The 25,643-nt window shown below is 54.0% G+C and carries 25 protein-coding genes, 2 tRNA genes and 3 pseudogenes; all 30 read left to right on the plus strand.

Translation table 11 applies throughout. The features are described from left to right. The first annotated feature begins 140 nt into the window (after positions 1–140). The gene (locus ACQRAJ_RS00560) at positions 141–830 is read left to right on the plus strand and encodes an HAD family hydrolase (protein ID WP_427747386.1); all 690 of its coding nucleotides are present in this window, start codon (positions 141–143) and stop codon (positions 828–830) included. A gap of 9 nt (positions 831–839) precedes the next feature. Next, the gene (locus ACQRAJ_RS00565) at positions 840–1,481 is read left to right on the plus strand and encodes a thiamine diphosphokinase (RefSeq protein ID WP_427747387.1); all 642 of its coding nucleotides are present in this window, start codon (positions 840–842) and stop codon (positions 1,479–1,481) included. Between the two features lie 295 nt (positions 1,482–1,776). Next, a tRNA-Ala gene (locus ACQRAJ_RS00570) sits at positions 1,777–1,852 on the plus strand. Between the two features lie 786 nt (positions 1,853–2,638). Continuing rightward, complete coding sequence (gene loaP / locus ACQRAJ_RS00575; RefSeq protein WP_427747388.1) at positions 2,639–3,184, plus strand: antiterminator LoaP; 546 nt, start codon at positions 2,639–2,641, stop codon at positions 3,182–3,184. A gap of 102 nt (positions 3,185–3,286) precedes the next feature. Continuing rightward, the gene (locus ACQRAJ_RS00580; protein ID WP_427747389.1) at positions 3,287–4,000 is read left to right on the plus strand and encodes a sugar transferase; all 714 of its coding nucleotides are present in this window, start codon (positions 3,287–3,289) and stop codon (positions 3,998–4,000) included. Next, entirely contained in the window at positions 4,001–5,122 is a 1,122-nt protein-coding gene (locus ACQRAJ_RS00585) for a glycosyltransferase family 4 protein (protein ID WP_427747390.1), read from the plus strand. Further along, positions 5,123–6,355 carry a glycosyltransferase family 4 protein gene (locus tag ACQRAJ_RS00590; RefSeq protein ID WP_427747391.1) on the plus strand — a complete coding sequence of 411 codons (1,233 nt, stop codon included), beginning with the start codon at positions 5,123–5,125 and terminating at the stop codon, positions 6,353–6,355. Continuing rightward, positions 6,352–7,545: a glycosyltransferase family 4 protein gene (locus ACQRAJ_RS00595; protein WP_427747392.1), complete on the plus strand. Its 1,194-nt coding sequence runs from the start codon at positions 6,352–6,354 to the stop codon at positions 7,543–7,545. The genes ACQRAJ_RS00590 and ACQRAJ_RS00595 overlap by 4 nt, the downstream gene beginning before the upstream one ends. A gap of 9 nt (positions 7,546–7,554) precedes the next feature. After that, the gene (locus ACQRAJ_RS00600; RefSeq protein WP_427747393.1) at positions 7,555–8,700 is read left to right on the plus strand and encodes a radical SAM protein; all 1,146 of its coding nucleotides are present in this window, start codon (positions 7,555–7,557) and stop codon (positions 8,698–8,700) included. A gap of 180 nt (positions 8,701–8,880) precedes the next feature. Next, a complete protein-coding gene (locus tag ACQRAJ_RS00605; RefSeq protein ID WP_427747394.1) occupies positions 8,881–9,969 on the plus strand; it encodes a hypothetical protein in 1,089 nt (362 codons plus the stop codon). A gap of 202 nt (positions 9,970–10,171) precedes the next feature. Continuing rightward, positions 10,172–11,248: a glycosyltransferase family 4 protein gene (locus ACQRAJ_RS00610; protein WP_427747395.1), complete on the plus strand. Its 1,077-nt coding sequence runs from the start codon at positions 10,172–10,174 to the stop codon at positions 11,246–11,248. A 9-nt stretch (positions 11,249–11,257) separates the two neighbouring features. After that, positions 11,258–13,366, plus strand: coding sequence for a polysaccharide pyruvyl transferase family protein (locus tag ACQRAJ_RS00615; protein WP_427747396.1), 2,109 nt, complete (start codon positions 11,258–11,260; stop codon positions 13,364–13,366). Between the two features lie 18 nt (positions 13,367–13,384). Continuing rightward, positions 13,385–14,800, plus strand: coding sequence for an O-unit flippase-like protein (wzx, locus tag ACQRAJ_RS00620; protein ID WP_427747397.1), 1,416 nt, complete (start codon positions 13,385–13,387; stop codon positions 14,798–14,800). Between the two features lie 64 nt (positions 14,801–14,864). Beyond that, positions 14,865–15,095, plus strand: a complete 231-nt coding sequence (locus ACQRAJ_RS00625) for a hypothetical protein (protein WP_427747398.1) — start codon at positions 14,865–14,867, stop codon at positions 15,093–15,095. 211 nt (positions 15,096–15,306) lie between these two features. Next, the gene (locus ACQRAJ_RS00630; RefSeq protein WP_427747411.1) at positions 15,307–15,576 is read left to right on the plus strand and encodes an ATP-binding protein; all 270 of its coding nucleotides are present in this window, start codon (positions 15,307–15,309) and stop codon (positions 15,574–15,576) included. Between the two features lie 90 nt (positions 15,577–15,666). Next, positions 15,667–16,503, plus strand: a pseudogene (locus ACQRAJ_RS00635) (IS256 family transposase); the annotation flags it as partial. A 287-nt stretch (positions 16,504–16,790) separates the two neighbouring features. Beyond that, a pseudogene (locus ACQRAJ_RS00640) lies at positions 16,791–17,054 on the plus strand (transposase); the annotation flags it as partial. A 27-nt stretch (positions 17,055–17,081) separates the two neighbouring features. Beyond that, positions 17,082–17,396, plus strand: coding sequence for a UDP binding domain-containing protein (locus ACQRAJ_RS00645; protein WP_427747412.1), 315 nt, complete (start codon positions 17,082–17,084; stop codon positions 17,394–17,396). A 594-nt stretch (positions 17,397–17,990) separates the two neighbouring features. After that, a complete protein-coding gene (locus ACQRAJ_RS00650) occupies positions 17,991–18,380 on the plus strand; it encodes a hypothetical protein (protein WP_427747400.1) in 390 nt (129 codons plus the stop codon). Between the two features lie 255 nt (positions 18,381–18,635). Continuing rightward, complete coding sequence (locus ACQRAJ_RS00655) at positions 18,636–19,724, plus strand: hypothetical protein (RefSeq protein ID WP_427747401.1); 1,089 nt, start codon at positions 18,636–18,638, stop codon at positions 19,722–19,724. Between the two features lie 169 nt (positions 19,725–19,893). After that, positions 19,894–20,184: a type II toxin-antitoxin system RelB/DinJ family antitoxin gene (locus tag ACQRAJ_RS00660; RefSeq protein WP_427747402.1), complete on the plus strand. Its 291-nt coding sequence runs from the start codon at positions 19,894–19,896 to the stop codon at positions 20,182–20,184. After that, the gene (locus ACQRAJ_RS00665) at positions 20,165–20,464 is read left to right on the plus strand and encodes a type II toxin-antitoxin system YafQ family toxin (RefSeq protein WP_427747403.1); all 300 of its coding nucleotides are present in this window, start codon (positions 20,165–20,167) and stop codon (positions 20,462–20,464) included. Before ACQRAJ_RS00660 ends, ACQRAJ_RS00665 begins: the two co-directional genes overlap by 20 nt. A gap of 581 nt (positions 20,465–21,045) precedes the next feature. After that, positions 21,046–21,363, plus strand: coding sequence for a hypothetical protein (locus ACQRAJ_RS00670; RefSeq protein WP_427747404.1), 318 nt, complete (start codon positions 21,046–21,048; stop codon positions 21,361–21,363). A 234-nt stretch (positions 21,364–21,597) separates the two neighbouring features. Next, on the plus strand, positions 21,598–21,864 hold the full coding sequence (locus tag ACQRAJ_RS00675; RefSeq protein WP_427729114.1) for a hypothetical protein: 267 nt from the start codon (positions 21,598–21,600) through the stop codon (positions 21,862–21,864). Between the two features lie 52 nt (positions 21,865–21,916). Further along, the gene (locus ACQRAJ_RS00680) at positions 21,917–22,261 is read left to right on the plus strand and encodes a hypothetical protein (protein ID WP_427729116.1); all 345 of its coding nucleotides are present in this window, start codon (positions 21,917–21,919) and stop codon (positions 22,259–22,261) included. A 24-nt stretch (positions 22,262–22,285) separates the two neighbouring features. Further along, positions 22,286–22,654, plus strand: coding sequence for a hypothetical protein (locus ACQRAJ_RS00685; protein WP_427747405.1), 369 nt, complete (start codon positions 22,286–22,288; stop codon positions 22,652–22,654). Next, positions 22,651–22,965 (plus strand): type II toxin-antitoxin system RelE family toxin, encoded by a 315-nt coding sequence (locus ACQRAJ_RS00690; RefSeq protein WP_427747406.1) that lies wholly within the window; start codon positions 22,651–22,653, stop codon positions 22,963–22,965. The genes ACQRAJ_RS00685 and ACQRAJ_RS00690 overlap by 4 nt, the downstream gene beginning before the upstream one ends. Before the next feature lie 381 nt (positions 22,966–23,346). Then, positions 23,347–23,559, plus strand: a pseudogene (locus ACQRAJ_RS00695) (DUF3825 domain-containing protein); the annotation flags it as partial. Positions 23,560–23,697: 138 nt separating this feature from the next. Further along, positions 23,698–23,772, plus strand: a tRNA-Val gene (locus ACQRAJ_RS00700). A 393-nt stretch (positions 23,773–24,165) separates the two neighbouring features. Continuing rightward, the gene (locus tag ACQRAJ_RS00705) at positions 24,166–25,323 is read left to right on the plus strand and encodes a hypothetical protein (protein ID WP_427747407.1); all 1,158 of its coding nucleotides are present in this window, start codon (positions 24,166–24,168) and stop codon (positions 25,321–25,323) included. Positions 25,324–25,643: the final 320 nt, after the last annotated feature.

Here is a 25,643-nt window from a genome sequence, read left to right on the forward strand (position 1 = left end):
GCCATGTTTATGCCACTGACAGAATTGCGATGGTAAAACTCTTGACAGTTTTACCAATTAGGGTTTCAAGATTTTTAGATTTACGTTTGGTAAAACGTTTTTAGCAGGTTGTTTACCATTTGACATTGAAAGGTTTGCGAATGAACCACACAGCCGCCTCTAATGTTGCTTTTATTTTTGATTGCGACGGCACACTGGTAAATAGCACCCCCGTTTGGGGCTATGCGCAGCCCGAACTATTGCGGCGTCACGGCATTGATGTAACGATTGACGATTTTGCCCAGTTTGAGCATTTGTCGCTCGAGGACGAGTGCCAGGCCTACCACGACACCTGGGGCATTGGCGAAAATGGCGAGGAGCTGTATCGCGAGCTGAGCGACATCCTGATTGATGGCTACTCCAAGGTGCCGCCGCGCGAGGGGCTCCTGGCATTTTTGGAGCAGGCGAAATTGGCCGGTGTTGCTATGTGCGTGGCCACGTCTACGCCGGCCGAGCTGGTGCAGTCCGCACTCGCGGGTGCGGGGCTCGACGCCTATATGGAGTTTATTACCACGACGGGCGAGGCGGGCCGCTCCAAGCAGTTCCCCGATGTGTACGAGCTGGCGTTGCGTCGCCTGGAAGAGCGCCACCGTCACCAGTTTGAGCGCGCGTGGGTGTTTGAGGACGCGGTCTTTGGCCTTAAGAGCTCTGGCACTGCAGGCTTTAAGCGGGTGGGCATTTATGACCCACACGGCCGTATGGAGCGCGACGAGGTTCGCGACAACTGCGATATCTTTATCGATAGCTATGAGGACCTGGACCTGGCCCGTGTGCTTTCGTTTGAGGGCTAGGCGAGGGCTGTGGCTTGTAAGGTATTAGTGGTATGTGGTTCGCCGGTGGTGGCGAGCGCGGATCTGTTGCGTCGACTAGCGGGGGAGTGCGACCACGTTGTCGCCGTTGACCGCGGGCTCGACGCGCTGCTGGGCGCCGGCCTGGGCTGCGACGTGTATGTAGGAGATGCCGACACGGTGAGCGACGCCGGTCGCGCGTTGGTGGATGCCGCCGAGGCCTTTGAGGTAGAGCGCCACGACCCCTACAAGGACTATACCGATCTGGCGCTGGCGCTCGATTCCGTCCGACGCCGCTGGCCGGGTGCCGAGGTGGTTGCGACCTGCGCCACCGGCGGTCGCCCGGACATGGCGCTTTCCGTAACTGGGCTGCTTGCGGGCTACGAGGATGCTCCCATTTGGATTGCCGAGGACAAGGTGGTCGCCCGCATCCTTCACACAGGCGAGTCGTGGACCATCGAGGGTGCCGAGGGCAAGACGTTCTCCATCATCGCCATAGCCCCCAACACAGAGATAAGCGAACACGGCCTAGAGTGGGAACTGGACCACGCCCCGCTAGCCCTACTAGCCGACACCGGCATCTCTAACGTCGTTAGAAGAACGGCCACGATCCAAATCCACACCGGCACGGCCATCGCTTACCTTTACAAGTAAGGTGCCGCAGCGTGAGGGTTTTATCGGGACGGCGGGCGAGCAGGCAGTCGCCGCGTGAGGGTTTTATCGGGACGGCGGGCGAGCAGGCAATCGCCGCGTGAGGGTTTTATCGGGACGGTGGGCGAGTGGGCAATCGCCGCGTGAGGGTTTTATCGGGACGGTGGGTTAATTGACTGATTTTGCCGAAGTCAAAATCAGTCAATTCAGCCCCGTCCCAGGAAAACCCGTAAGAAAAAGTTTCAACAAAAATCTCTTGCATCAAGCAAAATCTTCCCCTATAGTATCTCCTCGTCACGGGGGCGTAGCTCAGCTGGGAGAGCGCTTGACTGGCAGTCAAGAGGTCAGGGGTTCGATCCCCCTCGTCTCCACCATCGTGAATGCAAGGCCTTCGGAAAACCGAAGGCCTTTTTTCATACGTGTCCACGCCACAATCCATAGTGACGATCGCATCATCCTGTAAAAAGTTGCGCAATTACCTCCCCGTTTTGTACAAAGTTTGTTAGCCAAACATAATAGTTTGAGCAATTCACGCCGCCACCAATACATCTCAGGCAGTGCTCATCGACCCACACACCCCCATAAACCTGCGTCAATGTGTGCAAGGCGGCACAATATCTCCCATAACCACGGCAAGTAACCAATATGTTGCTAAACACACCCCAAAACGTATGGGCTACCTGCTGTGCTAGGATAACTAACATTATATGGGTTCAACTGTGTTCACGGCTCCAGCAAGCCGCAAAGCACAGGGTCGATCAGCATCCGGCCGTAACGGCGGTGCCAGAAAAACCACGAGCTCCAATAGCGTCGTCATGCGTATCGCATCGAATGACTTTGTGCTTGTCTATGTGCAAGCTGTTCTTTCGACTCGATATTCCATGACTCATCGCAGCAGTCCTAAAGCTGTTTGCGTGCGATTCAGTTTTTTCCCGCTTGACTGGATCGCACGCAGCCAGCTGGGGTCGCGGTCATTTTGCGATACACGTCCGCGACTCTAGCAACTGCACTTATACATACCGTTCACGGTGGGGCAGAGCCACGCGCTTGTCTAACTGGGCTCAGGGTTTGAATATGGAGCGCCCTCGCGCACAAGCGCCCTGGCGAAGCCATACCTAAACCCCGTGAGCCACACGTAAGACAGCAAGGGGGTGGTGCTCGTGTGGTATGTGATCCAGGTCATTAATGGTCGCGAAAATGTAATGCGCGAGCGCATTGAGCGCATGGTGCCGGCTGGCGCCATTCAGGAGCTCTTTTATCCCCAATTTCAAACCGAGATCAAGGTTCACGGCGAATGGGTCAACACGACCAAGCCGCTTTTTCCCGGTTACCTTATCTGCGATACGGCAGATCCCCGCACCGTGCAACAGTATCTGCTGCGCATGGACGACTTTGCCCGGGTGCTATCCCAGGACGGTCAGTTTGTGCCGCTGGCAAAAGAAGAGGTTCAGCTTATTGGCAGCTTTACGCATAGGGGAGAGCGCGTAGTGCCCATGAGCGAGGCCCTAAAGGACGGCGACCAGGTCGTAGTGACGGCTGGTCCGCTGCTGGGCCACGAAGGCCTTATCAAATCCATTAACAGACGCAAGAGCACTGCTTATTTGGAGCTCGACTTGTGCGGCCGACGCGTGACTACCCGCGTTGGCCTTGCCGTGCTTTCGGCCGAGCAGCGCGCAATGCGAAACCTTAAAAAGGCGATCGCCTAGCTGCGGGCGACTGTTTAACGGACAGGGAGGATCCCCGGGGGCGGGGACGTAGGTTTGAAGGAAATAGGGTCAGATAAAACTGAATATTCAGAAGGAGCGCCGGTGGGGGCCGCGCTCGTTGCCCAGGCCATGAACGGCGGCGACGTGAGCATGCGCTACAAGGCCATGCAGGTCCTCAAGGACTGGGACCGAACGCGCCTTGCCTACCGCATCGCCAAGCGCGTCTTCGACATCGTGTTCAGCGGCTGCGTGCTGGTAGTCATCGCCATACCCAGCCTGGTGCTGGCGGCGGCCATCCGCCTGGAGAGCGAGGGCAACCCGTTCTACAGCCAGATCCGCGTGGGCCAGACCCACCGCGACGGCAGCCTGTCCACCTTCCGCATGTGGAAGTTCCGCAGCATGTACAAGGACGCCGACGAGCGCCTCGCCGAGCTCAAGGGGCAGAACGAGATCGCCGGCGCCATGTTCAAGATGAAGGAAGACCCGCGCGTCACCAAGATCGGCAGGTTCATCCGCAAGCACTCCATCGACGAGTTCCCGCAGTTCCTGAACGTGTTCCTGGGCCAGATGTCCGTCGTCGGCCCGCGTCCGCCGCTGCCCAACGAGGTGGCGGAGTACACCGAGTACGACCTGCAGCGCCTGGCCGTGAAGCCCGGGATCACCGGCTGGTGGCAGGTGACGGAGCGCAACTCGACCGGGTTCGACGGTATGGTCCAGCGCGACCTTGAGTACATCGCAAAACGCGGTCCCGTCACGGACCTGAAGATAGTCGTCCTCACGGTGATCGAGGTCATCACCGGTAAGGGTGCGTGCTAGATGCGCATCGCGATGATCGGACATAAGAGATACGGCTCCCGCGAGGGCGGCGTGGAGGTCGTCGTGACCGAGCTCGCCCGCCGCATGGCGGCGCTCGGCCACGAGGTCACCTGCTACGACCGTTCCGGCATCGATGTCATGACCGGTGACGCCGCGGATGGCCGCGAGCGCACGGTCGACGGTGTGCGCGTCGTTCCCGTGAGAACAATCGACAAAAGGGGTCTTGCTGCACTGAGTTCCTCATACTTTGCCACCCTGGCGGCCATCAAGGACAGGCCTGATGTAATCCACTATCACGCTGAGGGCCCTTGCGTGCCGCTTCCCCTGGCAAAGCGTGCCGGCGTCCGGACCGTGACAACCATCCACGGCTTGGACTGGCAGCGCGCTAAGTGGGGCAAGCTCGCTAGCACGTATATCAAGATGGGGGAGAGGGCCGCGGCCACCAAGGCAGATGGCCTCATCGTGCTGTCCAAGTCCGCACAGTCCTACTTCGAGGACACCTACGGCCGCACCGCGAGGTTCATCCCCAACGGTATCGAGCCAAAGCAGCCGAGGCCGGTCAACCAGATAAAACAGAAGTGGGGGCTCGATGCGGGTTCCTACCTGCTGTACCTGGGCAGGCTTGTCCCCGAGAAGCGCCCCGAGCTCCTGATCGAGGCGTTCAAGAATCTCGACACGGAAAAGAGACTCGTCATCGCCGGCGGCGGTTCGGACACCTCCGAGTACGAGGCGTCACTTCGCGAGGCCGCGCAGGGCGACCCTCGCATCCTCTTCATCGGCTTCGTATGCGGTGAGCCCTTGGAGGAGCTGTACTCCAACTGCTATGCCTACGTGCTCCCTTCAGACGTGGAGGGCATGCCCATGAGCCTGCTGGAGGCCATGGCATACGGTCGCTGCTGTATGACGAGCGATATCCCCGAGTGCGCGGACGTGCTTGCTGGCAACGGTGTGACGTTCGAGAAGGGGAGTATTGGCTCGCTGCAGTTCGCGTTGCAGGGCTTGCTCACCGAAAGCGATCGCGCGGCCGCCCTCGGCGCCGCCGCTAAGGTCCATGTCGAGAAAACCTACAACTGGGATTCCGTCGTCGAGCGGACCCTTTCTCTGTATAAAGGGGAGCTCTAAATGAAAATTCTCCAAGTTAGTAAGTTTCTCGTTCGACGCGGTGGTGTTGAGACCTATCTGCTCGATTTGGGTTCACTGCTGAGTGCAGCCGGTCATGACGTTCAGTACTATGGAATGGAAGATTCAAATAGGGTCGTTGGAAATGACTATGGCATTTATGCTCCGGCTATTGAGCTCGGTGGGCGACAGGGCGTTTCTAGAGTTCTTGATGTTGCGAATACAATCAACTCTAAAGCCGTTTTCAAGAGCTTCTCAAAGCTCCTCGATTCGTTTCAGCCTGACGTCATTCATTTGAATAATATTCACTACCACTTAACTCCTGCCGTTATCGTTGCCGCACATCGATATAAGGTCGTTTCAAGCAAACCTGTTTGTCTCGTTATGACTATGCACGATTATCATTCTGTTGTTCCGTGTGATGGGTGCATGAACAACTCAACTTATGAGATTTGCGACCGTTGTCTCGATGGCCGCTATTCTCGTTGTGCCATTTCTCAATGCACGAGAGGCGGCAGAGCAAAGAGTGTCGTCGCGGCAATTGAATCTACTTACTGGCATCGCAAAAAAGTGTACGGACTTCTGGACTGCGCTATTTGTCCAAGTATGTACATGAAGAATAAGTTTGATCGTGTGCCTGAGTTCAATGGAAAGACAGTCCATCTTCCCAATTTCACCAATCTCGAGCGTCGCTCATATAAAAAGGAGCGCTACGTGCTCTATTTTGGAGCATTTAATCGAGATAAGGGCGTGGGAACACTCCTTGATATTGCAGAAAAACACCCAGAGATTCAGTTCAAATTTGCTGGTAAGGGACCTCTTGCGGGGCGCATGAATGGCACGCCTAATGTCGAGAACCTTGGTTTCAATACGGGCGATGCTCTTCGAGAAATAGTAGGACGAGCCACTCTGGCGGTCATGCCGTCAGAGTGCCTCGAGAACTCGCCTTTCGCGGTTCTCGAGGCACTCTGTTCTGGCACCCCCGTACTTGGCGCTCGTATCGGTGGAATCCCCGAACTCATTGACGAGGGCGTGACCGGCGAGCTATTTGAATTCCGCAATTCGTCCGACCTTGAATCAAAGCTGGTCTCGCTCTGGAACGACCCCGAAAGATGTTCGCGATATGCGGCCAACTGCGCCTCATTCGAGCCCATGTCCCCCGGGCGCTACTTGGATGCTTTGACCGATATTTACGCTGGGGCTATGAAGAGACAATCTGAGGAGTTTTCTAAATGAGGATATTCGAAATAGGAACGGGCTATACGTCTATTCCCGCAGATAAGGGGGCTGCAACTGAGATTGTCGTGGAGAACCTTTCCCGCTCTCTCATAAAGCTCGGACACGATGTGACGGTAGTAGATATCGAGGATCCTAATCGTCTCCCGACGGACCTTTCCATCCTTGAAGTCCCTATGCCCAAGGGTTTTGGGGCGACCGATGAGGCTTTGGGCATCAAGCATAAGCTCAAGCGAGTCGTATACTCGATCAAGCTCGCCGGGGTTCTCAAAAGGGTGCTTTATCAGCTTCCTGCTGGAGATAAGGCCCTTCTTCACTTCCATAACCAGTACAATGCCTTCTTTTTCTATAGGTTGGTACCGTCAAGCCTGCGCTCGAAGGTTGCAGTGGCTTACACGGTCCACAGTTATATCTGGCATGACGACTGGGATGTCATTGAGGGAACGATAAAGAGGCGTTATTTCCAAGAGGTCGATGCGATGAAACGCGCCGACCAGTCGTTCGTCCTTAACGCCGATGCGATCAACCTCATCACTGAGCATGCTGGTGTTGACGCTTCTAAGCTTACCTTGATCGCTAACGGCGTCGATACCGAGGCCTATCGTCCTTGCGAATCGTCTGAGGTCGCTGATTTGGCATCATCGCTTGGCCTTGCCGATATGGACTGTATCATCCAGGTGGGGTCCGTGTGCGATCGAAAGAACCAGATGGGCGCCCTCAAGTTGATCGCCCCCCTTATGAAAGAGAGGGAAAACCTCGCATATATTTACGCGGGTGGTGTCATCGACCAGGAATACAAGGATTCTCTGGATGCATTTGCCTCTAGCTACGGTATCGGCGAGCGAGTGGCCTATCTAGGCGAATTGAAGCCCGGCAAGGAATTGAATAGGTACTATAACCTTGCGAAATGCAGCCTGTTTGCAACAAAGGCCGAAGCTTTCGGCCTAGTTGTAATCGAGGCGATGTCAAGCGGTCGACCCGTGTTCGTTGATTCTTCACTCAAAGTGGACCTCGCTGGTGTCGAGCGCTACAACGACGGCGATGAACTCCGCAGGAAGATTTCGCGAGTCATGGATGACGAGCCCGAGCGCGAGCGGATGGCCGCCGCCGCTCGCACGACCGTCCTTGAGAAGTACTCCTGGGACAAGGTCGCCGTTGACTACGCAAGAGCTTTCGAGAAGTTGATTTAGGAGAATAGTATGGCCGAAAAGAAACTCAACGGTACCGTCATCGTCACCTACCGCTGCAACGCGCGCTGCACCATGTGCAACCGCTACAAGGCTCCCAGCCGCCCGGAGGAAGAGCTCTCCATCGAGACCATCAAGAAGCTCCCCAAGATGTACTTCACCAACATCACCGGCGGCGAGCCCTTCATCCGCCAGGACCTCAAGGACATCGTGCGCGAGCTCTACAAGAAGTCCGACCGCATCGTCATCTCAACGAACGGCTTCTTCACCGACCGCATCATCGACCTGTGCGAGGAGTTCCCCAACGTCGGCATCCGCATCTCCATCGAGGGCCTGCAGCAGACCAACGACAAGATCCGCGGCCTGGAGAACGGCTACAACCGCGGCTACGCCACGCTCAAGAAGCTCGTCGAGCTCAAGCACCCCGACGTGGGCTTCGGCATGACGGTACAGGACCTCAACGCGCCCGATTTGGTGCCCCTCTACAGGATCTCCGACGAGCTGGGCATGGAGTTCGCCACGGCGTCGCTGCACAACAGCTTCTACTTCGTCGAGGCCAAGAACATCATCCACGACCGACCCATGGTGGCCAAGAATTTCGAGGACCTGGTCAACGAGCTGCTCAGGTCCAACAGCCCCAAGAAGTGGTTCCGCGCCTACTTCAACCACGGCCTCATCAACTACATCTATGGCCAGCCGCGCCTGCTGCCGTGCGACATGGCGTTCGATACCTTCTTCATCGACCCCTACGGCGACGTCATGCCCTGCAACGGCACCAAGGACAAGGAGGTCATGGGCAACCTCAACGAGGAGTCCTGGGACGAGCTGTGGAACTCCGATCAGGCCGAGAGGGTCCGCGCGAAGGTCCGCCACTGCGACCGCAACTGCTGGATGATCGGCTCGGTGAGCCCGGCCATGCACAAGTACATCTGGAAGCCCGGCTGGTGGGTGCTCAAGCACAAGGTGAAGGCCCTGTTTACCAAGAGGCCCTACGACATGCACGAACTCAAGGTAGTTCGTGACTACGAGGAGGGACGCGTGACCAAGGAGCAGCTCGATGCCTGCTCGACCTGCGATCTTTGCGCCAAGATCAACGACGGTCTGTCCGAGGCGTCGAAGGCCGATGCGCACGTGTACGAGACGCATGAGGCGCTGTAAACAATGCAACTGTTAAGACACAGATTTAGTTTTATCGAGTTGATGTTCTGCGTAACAATATGCACTTTCTTTTTTTCGCAGTATGCAACGGGCGTGCCGGTACTAGGCTCTATTTTCCAGGCGATGGAAAGGTATAAAATTAAATATATACTTTCGTTCATCTTGGCTGGGATGACCCTTGTGGGTATCTCGAAGCGCAAGGAATTTTATTACAAGCGCGAAATTGCCCTCTTGTTCGGTAATGTTTTTATTCTTGTTGCCGTCTCGGTTATATATCAGGTGATTAACGGTTTCCATGGGGACACCTTTAATGAAGCAATGTACTTTATAGTTCCAGCTATTCTTGTTTTTGCGCTTGTTAACCATGAACGGGGGAACATAAAGAAGTACATTGATTTCATGTTCTACTTAAGCTGGATTTGTTTCTTTACGCAAATGTTTGATGTGGCAACGTCTACCAGGATCGCTTCGGGTCGTATCATGATTGATTTTATCGACTCTTATTCGCCTTTTGAATCCGGACTCGCTTTTTTTGCAGTGGTCTTTGTGTTTTTCTATACATTTACTGGTGAGAAACGGAAGAGGAATTTTTCCTTTATTTTGTGCGTGCTCTCATTAAAGAGAATGTCATTTATATTTTCTATTTTATTCATTCTAATTGGTAAACGTATGGCAAATCTAAAGGTCAATAGATTGGTTTGCACGGCTATATTTTGTTTGATTCCGTTTGCATTTTATCTTGTGTGTAATGATAATGTTGCACTAGTTTTTTACCGTATAACCGGTCTTAACCTTAACCAATTTATGATGGGACGTTTCGACTTCATCAATCTCTTGGTCGACAATAGTACTCAAATTAAATATGGGCTTGGGTCGTGTAGAGCCTTTTTAAGTCACTATTATCAAATTTACTACAATACGGTTGGACTGGTCGATGTATATGACCCGCATAATGATATTTTGAGATTTTTTCTCGAATGTACCATCTTGGGATCATTCAGTCTCGCTGCCTCTCATTTTTTCCTCACAAGTGGAAAAACGTGCTCGACTATTTTGCTGCTGTATATTTTCATTGAGTGCTGTTTCAATCATTGTTTTGGTGCGGGTAATACTGTGTATTGGGTCCTTGTATATCTTGTCGTATTCTACATTGATGGCCATCAAATGCCGGATTCCATGTGCAATAGTAAATTATCCGACTTACCTATTGCGCCTTCGCTCTCTCAGGATCTGATTAAACGAGATAGCTGCAGTTCAGGCGGTATTTAAACTTGATAGCAATAATCGTCGATAGGGTTGCCTGATGGGTATTTGTTGCGTTATGTGAAGGGTGTTAAAAAGCGCTTTCTCGTATGGCGATTATTCGCACTTTCTCGTATGGCGAGTATTCGCAATAAGTTTTTAACGATTCTGAAGACAAGTTAGCATCGGCTTTCTTTTGGCCACTTGCTATTCAGGAGGTTTAATCCTTATGAGGATTCTATATCTCACGAATTTTCATAATCCATACCGCGATGAGTTTTTCGAGTGGTTTGGTAAAAAAGTCGACTTGACCGTACTGTTCGAAAGGCGTTTTACAAGCGAACGAGATGAGAGTTGGTTTAGCGGTGCTAAGGCGATTTCGTATCATGAACTCTATTTAAGCGATGTTAAGCGCTCTCTTCGTTTGAGTGCGATGTTTGAAATGCTTAAGGGCTTCGACATAGTTGTTGTTGGCTGCTATAACGATTTTTATCAGATGGCTGCTATTTACCACATGCGGCTTCATGGAATTCCGTATGTTGTTAACTCCGATGGATTTGTATTCAACGGTTCCAATCTAATTAAAAATGCGGTTAAAAAATCCGTTCTGCGTGGAGCCAACGCCTACATAACGGCTGGTAAATGCAGTGTATCCAGTATTCGAGATATTGTTGGTGAAAGAAATCTGATTCACTCTTACCCATTTTCATCTTTAACGGCGTCTAGCTATCTTGAGTGCGCAAAATCTGTTGCAGATCGCGATGCATCCATTGTTTTATCTGTTGGGCAATTTGAAGATTACAAGGGGCTCGATGTGCTGCTTGAGGCGGCGAAGAGTTTTCCTAACAAACGTTTCCGTCTTATTGGTATGGGAAGGAAGAAAGAAAAGCTCGATTCTATAGTTGATAAGATGGAACTACAAAATGTCGAGACTATTGCCTTTCTAAAGCCTAGGGCGCTGGTTCGGGAGTATTTGAAGGCGGGTTTGTTTGTCCTGCCCAGTCGTCAAGAATGCTGGGGACTTGTTATTAATGAGGCGGCTGCAACTGGATGCCCAATTGTTTCCACGTACGGGTCTGGTGCTGCGGTAGAGTTTTTAGCTGATAGATATTCTCGGTTCTTAGCCATTCCGGGAGATTCCGGCTCTCTCGTTGAGGCCATGAACAATTTCTTTGCTCTGCAATCTTGTGATGCCGTTGCGTATGGGCTGTATTTAAAGAAGCGGGCGCAGAGCTACACCATTGAGGCATCTGTTGATGCCCATCTTGCTTTATTTAATGAGATGGTTTACGGAAAGCGAAACTGAGGACGACAAATGAAAATCGGTATTTTGACATTTCAGCGCGCTTATAACTATGGCGCTTCTCTTCAAGCTTATGCATTATCCAAAGCCTTGAAGGGTTCTTCAGAAGACATTGAAGTATCTGTACTTGACTATCGCACCGATAAATTGAACGATGCGGCAAAGTTAATTAAAAGTGGGGAAGGCCTATCTGCAAAAACTGCTGCAAAAATCGGATTTCGCCTCTTAAAGCACCGCAGTTTTAATACCTTCGATAAACGTTATCTGTCTCTTACTGCTCCTATCAGGGATTGGAAGGTTTTTGCTGGCACCAATTCTCAGTTTGATGCCCTGGTCGTCGGAAGCGACCAGGTGTGGAAAGATGACATTACCGGTTCTGACCCCGCGTTTTATTTGGAAGGCATCAAATCTGATATCCCTCGATACTCCTATGCGGCTAGTTTTGCCGGATCTGAGGAAGTGGGTGCACAGGTTCTCAAAAATCACCGCTCGGAACTCGAAAAGTTTGAGACGGTTTCGCTTCGCGAAAATGGATACCTCTCTAATTTCGCCGAACAACTTTCTAGTCCCGTAAGAAGGGATTTGGATCCTGTCCTTCTTTTGTCCCAAAATCAGTGGGCTGAAGTCGCAAGTCCGCGCCTGATTAAAGACAAGTATGCCTTCATGTACGTTGTTGGTCCCGAAATAAATATTCGTAAATTCGCGGAGTCCTACTGCAAAAAGTATGGGCTTAAACTCATTGATAACAAGAAGAGCATTGAATTTTTAAAACATTGTAGCCCCGAAGACTTTCTTTCTTGGATTCAAAATGCCGATTGCCTAATCACCAACTCTTTTCACGGCACTGCTTTTTCGGTTATTTTTCAAAAGACTGCTTTCTATGAACTCGGGCAGGGGGAGAAGCGTAACTTCCGAGCAGCCAGTTTGCTTGACTCGGTTGGCATCTCCGGTCGTGAGATTGTAAGCGACGTTTATTCAGATGGAGAAGCGGTAGTCGATTGGGCCTTGGCGTGCTCAAAGCTCGATGCGATGCGCGAGAACTCCCTTTCTTATGTGAAGGCCATTGCAGAGGGGCGGTCGGGTGCTGACACGAGTGGCATAAAGTGCTCTGATGCAGGATCGAACTGCTCAAATAATCCCGCTGCTCAACTTCCTCGCTATTATGTAGGAGCTCATGGGGATATCGAGATCTGTAAACATAGTTCGTCAGGCGGGGCTTTCACCGCTTTGACTGATGCTTTTTTCTCTCGGCATAATAACTCGGTGATTTACGGCTGTGCCTGGAATGAAAATCTGGAAGCCGTGCACATTCGTGCTGTTGATGAGTCCGGTAGGAATGCTATGCGCGGTTCGAAGTATATTCCTTCCAAATTGGGTGATTCGTTTAAGCATGTTGCAGATGATTTGCGACATGGAAGGAACGTTGTCTTCTCTGGGACTCCTTGCAATATCGCAGCCCTTAATAAATATATCGCTATGAATGGGGTTCCCACGGACAGGCTTCTCACGATTAGCTTTCTCTGCCATGGTGTTGGTAGTGAGCGGTTTTTTCGTGACTATATTGCACATCTTGAAGATCGCTATGGGGGACACGCGATTGCTGTCAACTTTCGTGCGAAGTCTCAAGTCGGAAAAATCCAGGACATGCGGGTTGAGTTTGATAATGGGAAGGTTTATACAGCCGCTTCGACAAATAGTGACTGGTTTTATTCAATATATCTTGCTAATTTAATTCTCCGCCCATCTTGTTACAAATGTAAATTTGCCGGCGGTGCTCGACCTTCTGATATTGATATTGCCGACGCATGGGGTCAACCGTGGATTGATGGTAAGGCGCCCTCGTTACTCATCTCTAACACTGAAAAGGGACAGACCCTTATTGATGACGTTACAGGGGTTATGTCCTTACGTGAGCTCCCTTATAGCCGCGTGAAACAGCCGGCAATGATTCATCATGCGGAAAAACCTCTTCAATATGATGAGTTTTGGCGTGTTTATAACGAGGAAGGATATCTGAGTGCTCAGCGTTTGTTTGGCAACAACACAATCTGGGGTAAAGCCAGGGCCGCTGCTATTAGAGTTGTGGACGTGCTGGGAGTCCGAAAACTGCTGAAGCGCTAGATTAGGAATTATCGGTTTATGATTATTAGGACAACCAAAAAAGATATCGTTTGGAACTATGTCGGGACTATCGTTTCGTTGTCAAGCGGTTTTATTCTCCTTCCGCTGTTGCTCGCCTATCTTTCTGGTGATGAACTGGGTCTTTGGTATGTTTTCTTGGCTATTTCGAATTTAACCCAGTTATTTCAGTGGGGTTTCGAGCCTACTTTTGCGCGAAATATCGTGTATGTGCTGAGCGGTGCGCAGAGTCTTACAAAAGAGGGCTGTGATCCTGATTCTATGGGTAGTTCTGTCGATTGGCATCTGCTCCATGTTGTGTTTAGAGCTTCTAAGGTGATCTTCGGTATTATCGCTGTAGCATCGACAGCTCTTGCCGCTACCATCGGAACGCTTTATATTGCTGCGATTTCAGACGGCATAAAAGGCTATTCACATTGGGTGGCATGGTTCATTTTTCTTCTAGCCATTTTTCTTAACCTTTACTTTTTGTACACAGTTACTTTCTTGCGCGGTACGGGTGATATAGCGGGCGAAAATCGTGCTACTACAATTGCTAAGCTGGTTCAGCTCGCTGTAAGCGCCGTGCTACTAGTCTTCGGTTGGGGGCTCATTGGCGCTGCGATCGGGTTTTTGGCTAACGGCGTGTTAACTCGAGTTCTTGCACTTCATTATCTTAAGGAGCATGAGGGTGTCATAGAGGCCTTCGAAAGTCGTACAAAGGTTAGTCGAGCGGAAATCAAAGAGGTGTTCGATGCCATTTCTTTTGTGGCGCTAAGGAACTGCGCTACCCAATTTGCTTCCTATACATCGACTCAGGCGTCAACGATTCTATGTTCCCTTTTCTTGTCACTTTCAGATACAGGGTTGTTTTCGGTTAGTATGCAACTCGGAAATGCCGTAAGTAACTTCGCTGCAACATTTTTTAGGTCGTACATGCCCGCTCTTCAAGCAGCTTACAGCTCGTCCAACATTGAGCGTCAGCGCACAATCGTGGCAAAGGGCGTGGTAGTGTTTTGGTTGCTAATCGTTCTTGGGACCGTTGCTGTTCCTGTCGCGGTATTTCCATTGGTTCATATTCTGCGTCCCGAAAAGGCTCTTGATACGTGGCTGTTTATCGGTATAAATGTTTATCTTGCTTTCTATACGCACGTTAACTTGATGACAAATATTATTCTTAGCGCAAACTTCATCCCCTTTACCAAAGCCTTTGTAGTGTCATCGATTAGTGGAATCATTTTGTCGGCTGTTCTTATGGCTACTACTCCCCTTGGGGCTTGGGGATTGGTTTTAGGCTTACTGATTTCTCAGGTATACAATTTTTTCAAGTGGCCGCATTGGGTAATGGATTTACTCGATACAAAATATGTCGCATGCCTGAAACGAGGCTTCCATTGGCTAAGTTCGACTGTGAGTAAACAATTATTCGGCCGATAGATTGCTTAAAGCGCATCTATCGGACTGCTTCTGATTCCGATAGAACATCAATGAAGCGAGCTCGATGCCCGATTCGGTCATCTTCCTGGCCTCCGCGTCCAGCCGCGCCCAGTCGATCGTCCTGTCGATCCCGGGTGCGGCCCTCGTCGTAGAGCTCACCGATCTTTGCCTCCGTGAAGCACCCGGACTCCTGCCGTATCTCGTCCTGCTCGCACATGACTGCGCCGGTCAGCCGTATCAGCGGTGCCGTGTGTTTCGTCAAGAGGATTTGAGCAAAAAGAGCTTCGGAATTTGAGCAGCCTGAGCATCGGAAGCGCGCACGCTTTTTGAGCGCTAGCCCTCCTGCATGAGGGCATGGCGGACGCGCTGGGCATCGAGTCGGTCAGGGCGGGGCGCGAGGTCAGGTTCGTGGACTGCGCCCGGCTCGTCGAGGACCTGGAGGACGCTCGTCGCGCGGCATCCTCAAGAAGAGGCTCAGGTACTACGCCCACTCGAGGCTGCCGATCATCGACGAGCTCGGCTACCTCGACGTCGGCAGCGCGGGCGCGGACCTGCTGTTCCAGCTGATATCGACGCGCTACGAGCAGCGCTCGACGATCATCACCACCAACGTGGGGATCAGCGGCTGGGGCAGGGTGTTCGGGGACGACGTGGCGGCGAGCGCGATCGCGGGCAGGGTGTGCCACCACCGCCACCTGGTCAAGATAACCGGCAGGTCCTACAGGCTGAGGGACCTGCCGAGGGACGGCCCGTCAAGCCGTGACCGGAATCGGTGAAAATACGTTAGCGCAACCGGTGAAACCGCCTTTGCGCGAACGGCGCGCCTGTTTAGCGAAACTGGTGAAAAAAAGATTGACGCTAACAGAAGGCCGCTCGGCGGCTCGCCGGTGCCCTACGTCTGGCTCGACGCGACCTACGTCAAGTGCCGCCGCGGGGGGCGCGTCGCCTCCACCGCCGTGGTCACCGCCATCGGCTGCGATGCGGGCGGCTGGAGGCACGTCCTCGGTGTCGACGTGGTTGACACCGAGTCTTACGACTCGTGGCTCGCCTTCCTGCGGGCTATCCGCTCGCGCGGGGCGGCGGGCGTGCGGCTCGTCGTCTCGGACGCCCACCCGGGGCTCGTCCGGGCGCTCGGCGAGGTCTTCCAGGGCGCCGCGTGGCAGCGCTGCGCGGTCCACCTCATGCGCGACTGCATGCGCGAGGCCGGCTCCTGGCAGCTCAGGCGCCGCGTGGGCAGGATCGTGTCGCAGGTGTTCCGCGGGCGCGACGCCGCCACCGTGACGGCCATGTACCACGCGGCGTGCGACATGCTGGCGGGGTGCTGCCCCAGGGCGGCGGCGGTGCTGGAGGAGGCCGAGCCCGACGCGCTGGCCTACCTCGACTTCCCGCCGACCCACTGGAAGCGCCTGCGCACCAACAACGTGCAGGAGAGGACCAACCGAGAGATAAAGCGCAGGTCGCGCGTCGTGCAGGTGTTCCCCTCCACGGGCTCGCTGGTGCGGCTCGCGGGCGCGGTCATGTGCGAGCAGGACGAGATATGGCAGGAGTCCAGGTACTTCTCGGAGGCGAGGATGAACGAGCTCTACGACGACGGTCGCACCCGGGGGACCGACGGTCCCGTCGATTGGGCGCGGCTCGAGGCGGAGGCAAGGAAGATGCTCGAGTCCGGCCTCGAGCTTGCGGACAGGGTCGAGGCGGCATAGGATATCAACCGTATTCCAGATTCTGGGACGCCGGGCCGACTCGCTTCGGATCGGGCACTACACCAACTTTCTCGACACTACCCAAAGGGATCGCGTCGAAAATGTTGGTGTAAGGGCGACGCCCTAGCGCCCGTTTAACGAAGAACGGCCTTCGTCCTAGAATCTGAAATCACCACAACAACAGGTTCTAGGAAAGGACGAAGACCGGTATGGGAATCTTATCAGACCCGACGCCGGACATGCTCGCAATGTCCCGTTTCGGCGACGGCGCCATCGATATGTAGGAACTGCTCAGGCGCCTCGCCGAGCAGGTCGCGAACGCCGTGATGGACGCCGAGGCCGACCGGCTCTGCGGTGGCGGGGCGGCCAGCCGAAACGGCTACCGCGAGAGGTCGCTCGCCACCTGCGTCGGCACGCTGACGCTGCGCATCCCCAAACTGCGCTCCGGCAGCTTCTTCCCGGAGGACGCGCTCGAGCGCCACCGGCGCGTCGACCGCGCTCCCGTGACCGCCGCCGCCGAGATGTACGCCACGGGCACGAGCACCCGCAAGGGCTTCGTGGCCGACGAGGTGCTGCAGATGGCGTGGGACCGCGTTTACGAGGGCAAGGAGAAGCCGGTCGTGGGCGTGTACCGCCTGACGATGAAGTCCAACTCCGACAACTTCCGCGCGAGCTCCATCCAGGGCGTCATGAAGCGCGTGAAGGCCAAGGGCGTGCCCGTGGTGGTCTACGAGCCCACGCTGGACGCGCCGGAGTTCTTCGGCTCCGAGGTGACCCACGACCTGGAGGCCTTCAAGGCCGGCTGCGATGTGATCGTCGCCAACCGCTGGAGCGACGAGCTCGCGGACGTGGTGGACAAGGTGTACACGAGGGATCTGTTTAAGCGGGACTAGGGGAGAGGATTCCCGACCGCGTTTTTTAGCCTTATCTATGAGTCGCATTGTCAAGAAAGAGGTCATATCGGCTAACGCCGATATGACCTCTTTTGGTATAAGACTGATTCCTTTTGCAGCTGGTGAGCGATGCGTTGTATATAGCACGCTAAGCAACGAACTCCATTTTCCCTGCATTTAGCCTTGAGCATCAAGAACGGGACATCGCCCGTGCTGCAATCGACTGCGTCGGGCCTCTTGATCCAGTCCGACAGGCTTCCGACGTCGTGGCTCAGCCAATGCGTCACCCAACTCCGCGTGGGCCACCCCAGACATTTTGAAAAGCTCCATGCTTGCATTGGTGACGACAAGGTTGAAGTACATGGCGGAGCACGAGTGTGAAAGGAGGGGGTATCCGGATATGTCGGAGCTGGAAGAGACAGATGAGCTGAACAAGAATACGGAGCGTAAGATTAGTCCGCACGGGTTGTTAGGCTAAGCTCGGATGTTGCCTTTGTTTATATTTGACGTCTTAAACTTCGATGTGAAAGAGCCGTTCTGCAATTGGGTTATGACTTTGTAGCTGCTCCGGTTGAATATAGGGATAGCGTTCAGTTGAATCCCTCTGAAGTTGTTAAATCAACAATGGATTTAAAATCTCATAATCCATTACCTGCTTATATGGTTTTTCCAAATGGTATTCCACATTTTAATGCAGGAGTGTTTGTAAAGAATGTTCGTTATGCAAACCAAGCTGAATGGCGTATCGCCGTTAATAGGAATGAACGCTCATATGAGCCTCTAATTCTTAAGCTTGGCGATCTAACTGTTATCGCTCATTTGACTAGGAGAACGGAGCTTGCTGAAGATTTGCAACGGGTGCGCGGTTGTTCGGTTCCCTATTTGACTCGGGGGTGCTTTGGAACGAAGACTTCTCAAGAACTATCTCAGGATCTCTTTGAGTTGGGAAATGAGGAGGTCTTTATTACGCTGACGATTGGATAGCGCACAATAAGCGAGGATAGAGGTAATGGACTGGTGACCGCTCTTTGTTAAATAGACGCTAGGGGGTCGCCCCTACACCAACATTTTAGGCACGAATGCCTTTCACCGACTGGCAAAACGATTTACACCTAATTTTGGGATTCGTTTACAGGCAATTCGTTCGCTACTCGCCCGATCTCGCTACACTAATAACTGCTGCTACCAGGGCATTTCCAGTTGCGGCTTCCATTGGCTCTTGCGAAGATCGGAGCGGTTATGTTTGCTGCCGCGTTCCACACCAGCCGTCACTACATCCTGTTTACTGCCATGGCCTGCCTATGCGTTTTGCTGGGCGGGCCTTCTTATGCCGCGGGCGCGGAGAGCCTGATCATCGCGGGCGCGACGTACCGCGAGCCGGGCATATCGGGCCCCGGTTGGGCCTGGACCGATGACGAACATCTGGAGCTTAACGGCTACACGGGCGAGGCCATCGGCGCCTACGGCGGCCTGGTGGTGACGCTGATCGGGCAGAACACTGTTGTCGAGACGAGTGCGCCCGACGTGGACATCTCGCGTTGCGGCATGGAGGTGTGGGGCGATCTGACGCTCCGCGGCACCGGGTCGCTGACGGCCACGGGCTCGCAGTGCGGGATCTACGTTTCGGGGACGCTCGCGGTGGACGGCTGCAAGGTTGACGCCCGGGCCGACGGTGCCGGCATCACGGATGCGTGGGTGGCCGGCGTGTTCGCGGACGGTCTTGCCGTTCGCCGCGGTGGGCGCGTTGTCGCCGCGGGTGCGGGCTCCGGGGCGGGCGTGTGCGCCTATGGTGTGTGTCTGCTGGGCGGGGCTGCCGGCGGCGGCGCGGCCGGGCAGCTTTTCGTCGATGCGTCCTGGCTGGATGCTTCGGGCGCCGAAGGCGGCGTCGCCTGCCTGGGCGGGTCGCTTGCATCCGCGCGCTTTGTGGCACCTGCGGGCGGGGCCTTTGGCACAGGCGGCGTGGTGGATGCCGACGGGTCCGTGGCGGCGCATGTGACGATCGAGCCCGTGGATGCCACAACGCCGACGGGGGAGACCGCCGGTCCCGATGCGCCGGGCGATGGCCCGTCCTCCCCTGGCACCGACCCCGCTACCGGCGAGCCAGCTGCGGATCCCTCGACGAATCCCACACAAAAGCCTGCGGCCGCGACTAAGGCGGTGACCACGCCCACAGTGGCCAACACCACGGCCGCCAAGGCCTCTAGGCCCAAGGCCACCGCTGCGACGTCCGCCTCGCTCCCCAAGGCCGGTGATAACTGCTGGATCGCCGCATCTCTAACGCTAATCTTTCTCGGCATAGCGCTCCTATGTGCCGCGATTCGCTGCTAAGGCGCTCGATTTCCAGATTGCTCCTGAGCGAGGGTATTGGCTTACGCCAATACCCTCGCTCTCTTTGAATAGGGAAGCTTCTACGATGTCGATTGTTTGTAATCATCTTTTCTATACTTGTATGTACGTTATACTAAGGTTGTACTCACGCTATTGAAAGGACCTATAAATGGCAAGCTCAACATTAACCATCAGGGTTGACGACGACCTTAAGCGCGAGGCGGCAGAAGTGGCCGATTACTATGGGCTTGACCTATCATCCGTTACACGCGCTTTCTTTAAGCAAATGGTCAACACTCATCGCATCCCGTTGACCTTTGCTCCCGAGGAACCCAATGTCGAAAGTCTCGAGGCCATTCGCGAAGGAGATTCATTCCTGGCATCCGGTAAAAAAGGGCGTTTTGACAACGGTGCCGATCTGATCGCTGCGGCGATGCGCAATGAGTACGCTGACCGCTGAGTTCTCTGCAGCTTTCTCACGCGATTTAAAGAAAAAAGCAAAGCGCCGGAATTGGAATCTGACAGAGCTTCAAAAGCTAATTGACCTAGTGCTGCAGAATACACCTGAGTCAACAGAGATATTAAAGCGACGCCATAATATGCACCGGCTAAACGGCAACTGGAGCGGACGAAACGAATGCCATGTAGCAAACTCCGGTGATTGGCTTGTCATATGGTCATCAAACGAAGAGGTGGCATTCTTTGAGCGTACGGGTACCCATGACGAACTGTTCCGATGACATCCTTTGGTTCAACACCAGTGAAGCTATTCGAGTTTCAGCAATTCATTTCCTTATTGTTTAACTGTGATAGCTACTTAGCTGCAAAATGACTCGCTCATAGAGCCGGCGTATGGCTATACGCAATCAGGTTTTCCTTTCACCGACTGGCAAAACGATCTACACCTAATTTTGGGAATCAATCACGGGCTGTTTCCCTGCTCGTAGTCTGATCTCGCTACACTAATAACTGCTGCTACCAGGTAGTTTTCAGGCGCCGTTTCCAATGGCTCTTGCGAAGATCGGAGCGGTTATGCTCGCCACCGCGTTCCACACCAGCCGTCACTAGATCCTGTTTACTTTCATGGCCTGACTATGCGTTTTGCTGGGCGGGGCCTTCTTATGCCGCGGGCTCGCGGCCGGGCTGGTTTCCGTCGATGCGTCCTGGCTGGATGCGTCGAGCGCGGGCGGCGGCGTCGCCTGCCAGGGCGGGACTCCTGCATCCGCGCGCTTTGTGGCGCACGCGGGCGGGGCCTTTGTCGCAGGCGGCGTGGTGGATGCCGACGGGTCCGTGGCGGCGCGTGTGACGATCGAGCCCGTGGATGCCACGGAGCCGGCGGGGGGAGACCGGTGGGCACGACGTGCCGGGCGATGGTCCGTCCGGCCCTGGTACCGACCCCGCTGCCGGCGAGCCAGCTGCGGATCCGTCGACGAATCCCACACAAAAGCCCGCGGCCGCGACTAAGACGGTTACCACGACCACAGCGGCCAACACCACGGCCGCCAAGGCCCCTAGGCCCAAGGCCGCCACCGCGACCTCCTCGTCACTCCCCAAGACAGCCGACAGCCATTGGATTGCCGTGTCCGCATTGCTGTTCGTGCTGGGAACAGCGGTTCTTAAAGCTGCACGCCGTTGCTGATGCTCCCGATTTCTGGATGTGCGGGAAAACCGGAGCCCGCCGGGCGCAAGCCAAATTCTGTTAATAAAACTGCAGGTCGCGAAAGCGCAAAACCGGGGTCTGATCGGCAGAACTCGGCCCCCACCACTTCTGGACAAGGCCAGCTGTCAGAGTTCGTGTCTTATAGGAATAATTCACGCCGCGTTACGTCTAGCCTGCTCTTTATACTCGGATATCAACACTAAGGGGGTAGTCATGTTTTGGAGCTATGTTCAGCTTGATGATGGAACCCAGTTTGCCTACTCAGAGACAAGAGAAGACGGAACCGTTCGCGTGGCCGTCGAGCGCCCGGTTGACTTTGGCTTTGACCATGCGGAATGCTTCTTGCCTGCGGTCAAATGGTTCAACGTCGAAGGATTTACTGCTGATGACCTCAATTTCTTGACTGAATTCGTTAGATCAAACGCCCCGTTTATCTTCGAGCTCGCCGAACGCCAAAAAGGCGGACCGGCGGTGGCGTAATTTATTTGGTTCGTTTGCCCGAGGCGAGCAAACGCCCGATAGCGATATTGACTTGCGTCTAGCCTGCGGCAACACCATGACGTTTGGCACGCTATATGAACTTTCACTTGAGCTCGAAAAGGAACTTGGGCGAAAGGTTGATATCGTCACCAACCCACCAGAGCACATGCGCTCGGCCTTCCGCAAAAGCATCGAACAGGATGAGGTCGCCGAGCACAATATCCTCGGCATTGGCGCTCGCAAAAACCTTACACTGCAGCATCGAAGACCTTGTCTGGCAACCAATCGCCATAGAGTACGATTCGAAACCCTGTTCATCCGTAATCTAAATACTAAGATTATTGTTGTTTATCCTTTCTTTCAGTACGTATTTAAATGGGTCTATAATACGTATTAGAGACACATTTTGAAGGAGGTTGCTATGGTTGCCGTAATAGACAAGAAACTCGTTTTCGGACGCGAACAGGTGCTGACTTCGACGCAGGCAAGCAAAAATTTTGGCGAAGCGAGACGTCGCGCTCGAAGGGAGCCGCAATTTGTCTCAGACAGGAACGATGGCATCGATACTGTTATCGTCAGCTTCGACGAGTTCGAAGCGATGGCTGTTGAACTCGAACAGCTCAGAGAGGAGCGCCTGCACGCCATAGCCGCTGCAAGGCTCGCGCAGGGCGACGCTGATTCGAATCGCAAGGGCATCCCGTTCTCCTATACCGTGGGACGTGAGAGGTTCGAGACCATGCTAGAAGCCGAGGCGACCGATCCCATTTCCGACGAGGAGCTGTTCGAGTGAGCGTGGCTAGGTTTAAAGTTGAGTTTTACGACAAGACTGCCGAGAAAGAGTATCTGTCACTCGATGGCTCGGTCCGCGCTATGGTGAACAAAGGTATTGCGCGTCTTGCACTTCGAGCCGATGAAATTGGTAAGCCACTTTCGGGTCTTCTTGCAGGTTGTAGGGAACTTAAGTTTCGCACTGATGGCATTCGCGTAATTTATCGCATCCGCGATGGGCACGTCGAAGTAGTTCAAATCATCGCAATAGGTGCAAGGGGCAAGGGCAAGGTTTTCGACCTGGCATCTAGACGCCTGGACAGCGATGATTGATTGCCTCAAGAAAAATCTATTTAGATTGCATGGTCAACGCCTGGATCCATGACCTCGTATCCGGAAACCGCTCTCGCGCCGATCTCGCGAAAGAGCTTAGGCGCAATTGCGTTGTGTGTCTCGACTGTGCTTCGCCCGTATAGAAGCAAACCTTACGCACGCTGGTTACTGAATGGATTGGACACCGCATGGAACTCCCTAGCACCCTGTGCAGCAATGCCTACGACTTTGCGTTTTGTCCCGAGCCCTGCTACGACCGCCTGGTTGACCTCGCCGATCCCGAGGACTGGGGCCTAGCAACCGCATCCTCAAAAACTACCTGTCGTTTTCTTTTAGCCGCGCGGTGTTCCTGACCGAGCGCGACGCGGACCAGACCGCGCCGCAGCTAGCTACACGCTCGCGGTGCCGCAGTTCTATGGTGGCCGAATCCAGCTGCTCCTGCCGCTGTGCCTGACCGGCGACAAGCCCGAGCTGGCGCTGACCATCCAGCGCGAGGACGGCTTTTACGCCGCGCGCACCTGCCTCACACTCGACATGGCTTACAACAACGCGCGACTTATCTGCCGCCCCGAGACTTCGTGGATTAAGCGATAAATGGCTGTTTAGCTGTGGGTTTGCCGGTTACCTTGGTTGCTTTGGTTTGGCTGGAGCCCACGAATTTAAAATCGAGGGCAAAAAGTTCTTGGTAAACCGCGCGCGGCTATGTTAGTATCTCTTTTGCCGAAAGGCGACGGGCGATTGGCTCAGGGGTAGAGCATATCCTTCACACGGATGGGGTCACAAGTTCGAATCTTGTATCGCCCACCATCAAAAGCATAGGTCAGAGGTGTTAAGCCTCTGGCCTTTTTCTTTTTGACACCAAGGGTGACACCAAAACTGACACCAAAAATAAATCGTAGTCGTATAAGGCGTCATTTTATATCGCGTCCTATTTACCGACGCCATTGCATGTTTTGTATATAACGCATGCGTACTTTCATTGAATTCCCCATGTGATCCGCGCGCAAATGTGGAGACAGGGACCACACGCCCAGGGCTCCTTCCAGCGGATTTCTATCACACGAGGGTTTTCGGCAGAACTCGTCAAGCTATTGGTCAGCGTTTGGTCAGCTTCCGGTACTTACCCGCATGAAGGCCCAGTAGATTATCGGCCATGCCCGTGATCCACACGGCCCGCGGCCGAAACCAGGGGAGACGCAAATGGACGAAATCGTCTGCGCAAACACCGCATTTCGCTACTGGCGCTGCCCGCCGCAGGTGCGCGATCTCTACCCGCGCCTGCCTAACTCCGAAGACGGCTGGCGAGCTCTATCCCAAGCCCCTTTCGTAACCGACGTCCTCAAGACCCCGATTATCGCTGTAGCTTCGCCAGGTTCTTGTAATCACCACTCGGGATTGCGCTCTACTGTTCGCTGGGAAGGGGCATCGGATGCCGGCACAACAATCGACACTCATTTAGGCTTTAGTGTCACCAATCCGCTTAACACGTTATTTACTATGACACGCTTTGTGTCCCAAATAGATCTCGTACTGGCTATGTACGAACTTTGCGGCTGGTTTTCTGTTTTCGAGCCAACTCCCGCTGCCGAAATGCAGCTAAAAATGGCGGTAGAGGAGAATCGCAATTCCAGCACGCAGGATCTGTTCGAACTTGGAGAAGGCGAAGACGAGGTTCCTTGGAAAAGGGTTTATGCCCGCGCAACCGTAAAGGACCCAGTTAATGAAGGCAAAACGAGCAAGCGTGAGGATGGAAGAGAGGTTACGAAACTCAAAGGTACTTCTCTTTGGATGAGAAAGCCGCTTATCGAACTGAACGACCTGCATCGATTCGCCGATACGGTCAAAAGTCAAATGTGGGGAAAGCAGTTTTATGATGCCGCTCAACAGGTTATCGGCATTGCTGCATCTCCACTCGAGGTCGCGGGGGTCCTGCTCCTAAGTCGTTCTCGACGTCTGGGTGGTTCAGGTTTCAGATACGTGTACCTCAACGATTTAACCCCTCTATCCGAGGCAGCCCAAAGCATCGCAGGTCAAAAGGTCTGCTACGGCGACATAGTGATTGTAAACCCAATGCTAATGAAGGCAGTAATTATCGAGATTCAAGGTGAAGTCATCCATGGATCAGGCGCGGTACTTGACCACGATGCGGAACGTATGACTGCGCTCCAGAGCATGGGTTTCGACGTGTTCCTGGTAACCCACGATATGCTTAACGACAAAAAGCAGCTAGACACCATAGTCAAAAGCGTCTGCAGTCGTTTGGGGATTCGATATAAAGCCAAATCCGAGGCGATGAAGCGCGCCGAGACGCGACTGCGAGCAAATGTTTTGTGCAACTGGTTGGAAATCGGGAATTAGCCGGCAACGAGATACTAGAACAACCTTGTTTGACTGCCAGTGAATTAGTGCCATTTCAAAACCATGCCGGATTACGGGGCTGGACCCGGACCGGCCGTCCATACCCTGCATCTCACGAAATTCGCAAGTCGTCTACCTGCGGTTTTGATTTTACCGATTACGGCATGCCCGAGGGTTCCCGGCCTGGCCCCGTAAACCGGCATGGTTTTGAGATCGCCGGGCGGGCGGGAGCGCGATTGGTCCCGATAATGGGCCTGGTGCCGGCAGGATGGCCGTTGGGCGGGTGGCGGCCCGCGCCGCGGAAGCGAAAAAACGGCGGC

This window comes from Collinsella sp. SGI.184, assembly GCF_050313415.1.
Lineage (GTDB): Bacteria > Actinomycetota > Coriobacteriia > Coriobacteriales > Coriobacteriaceae > Collinsella.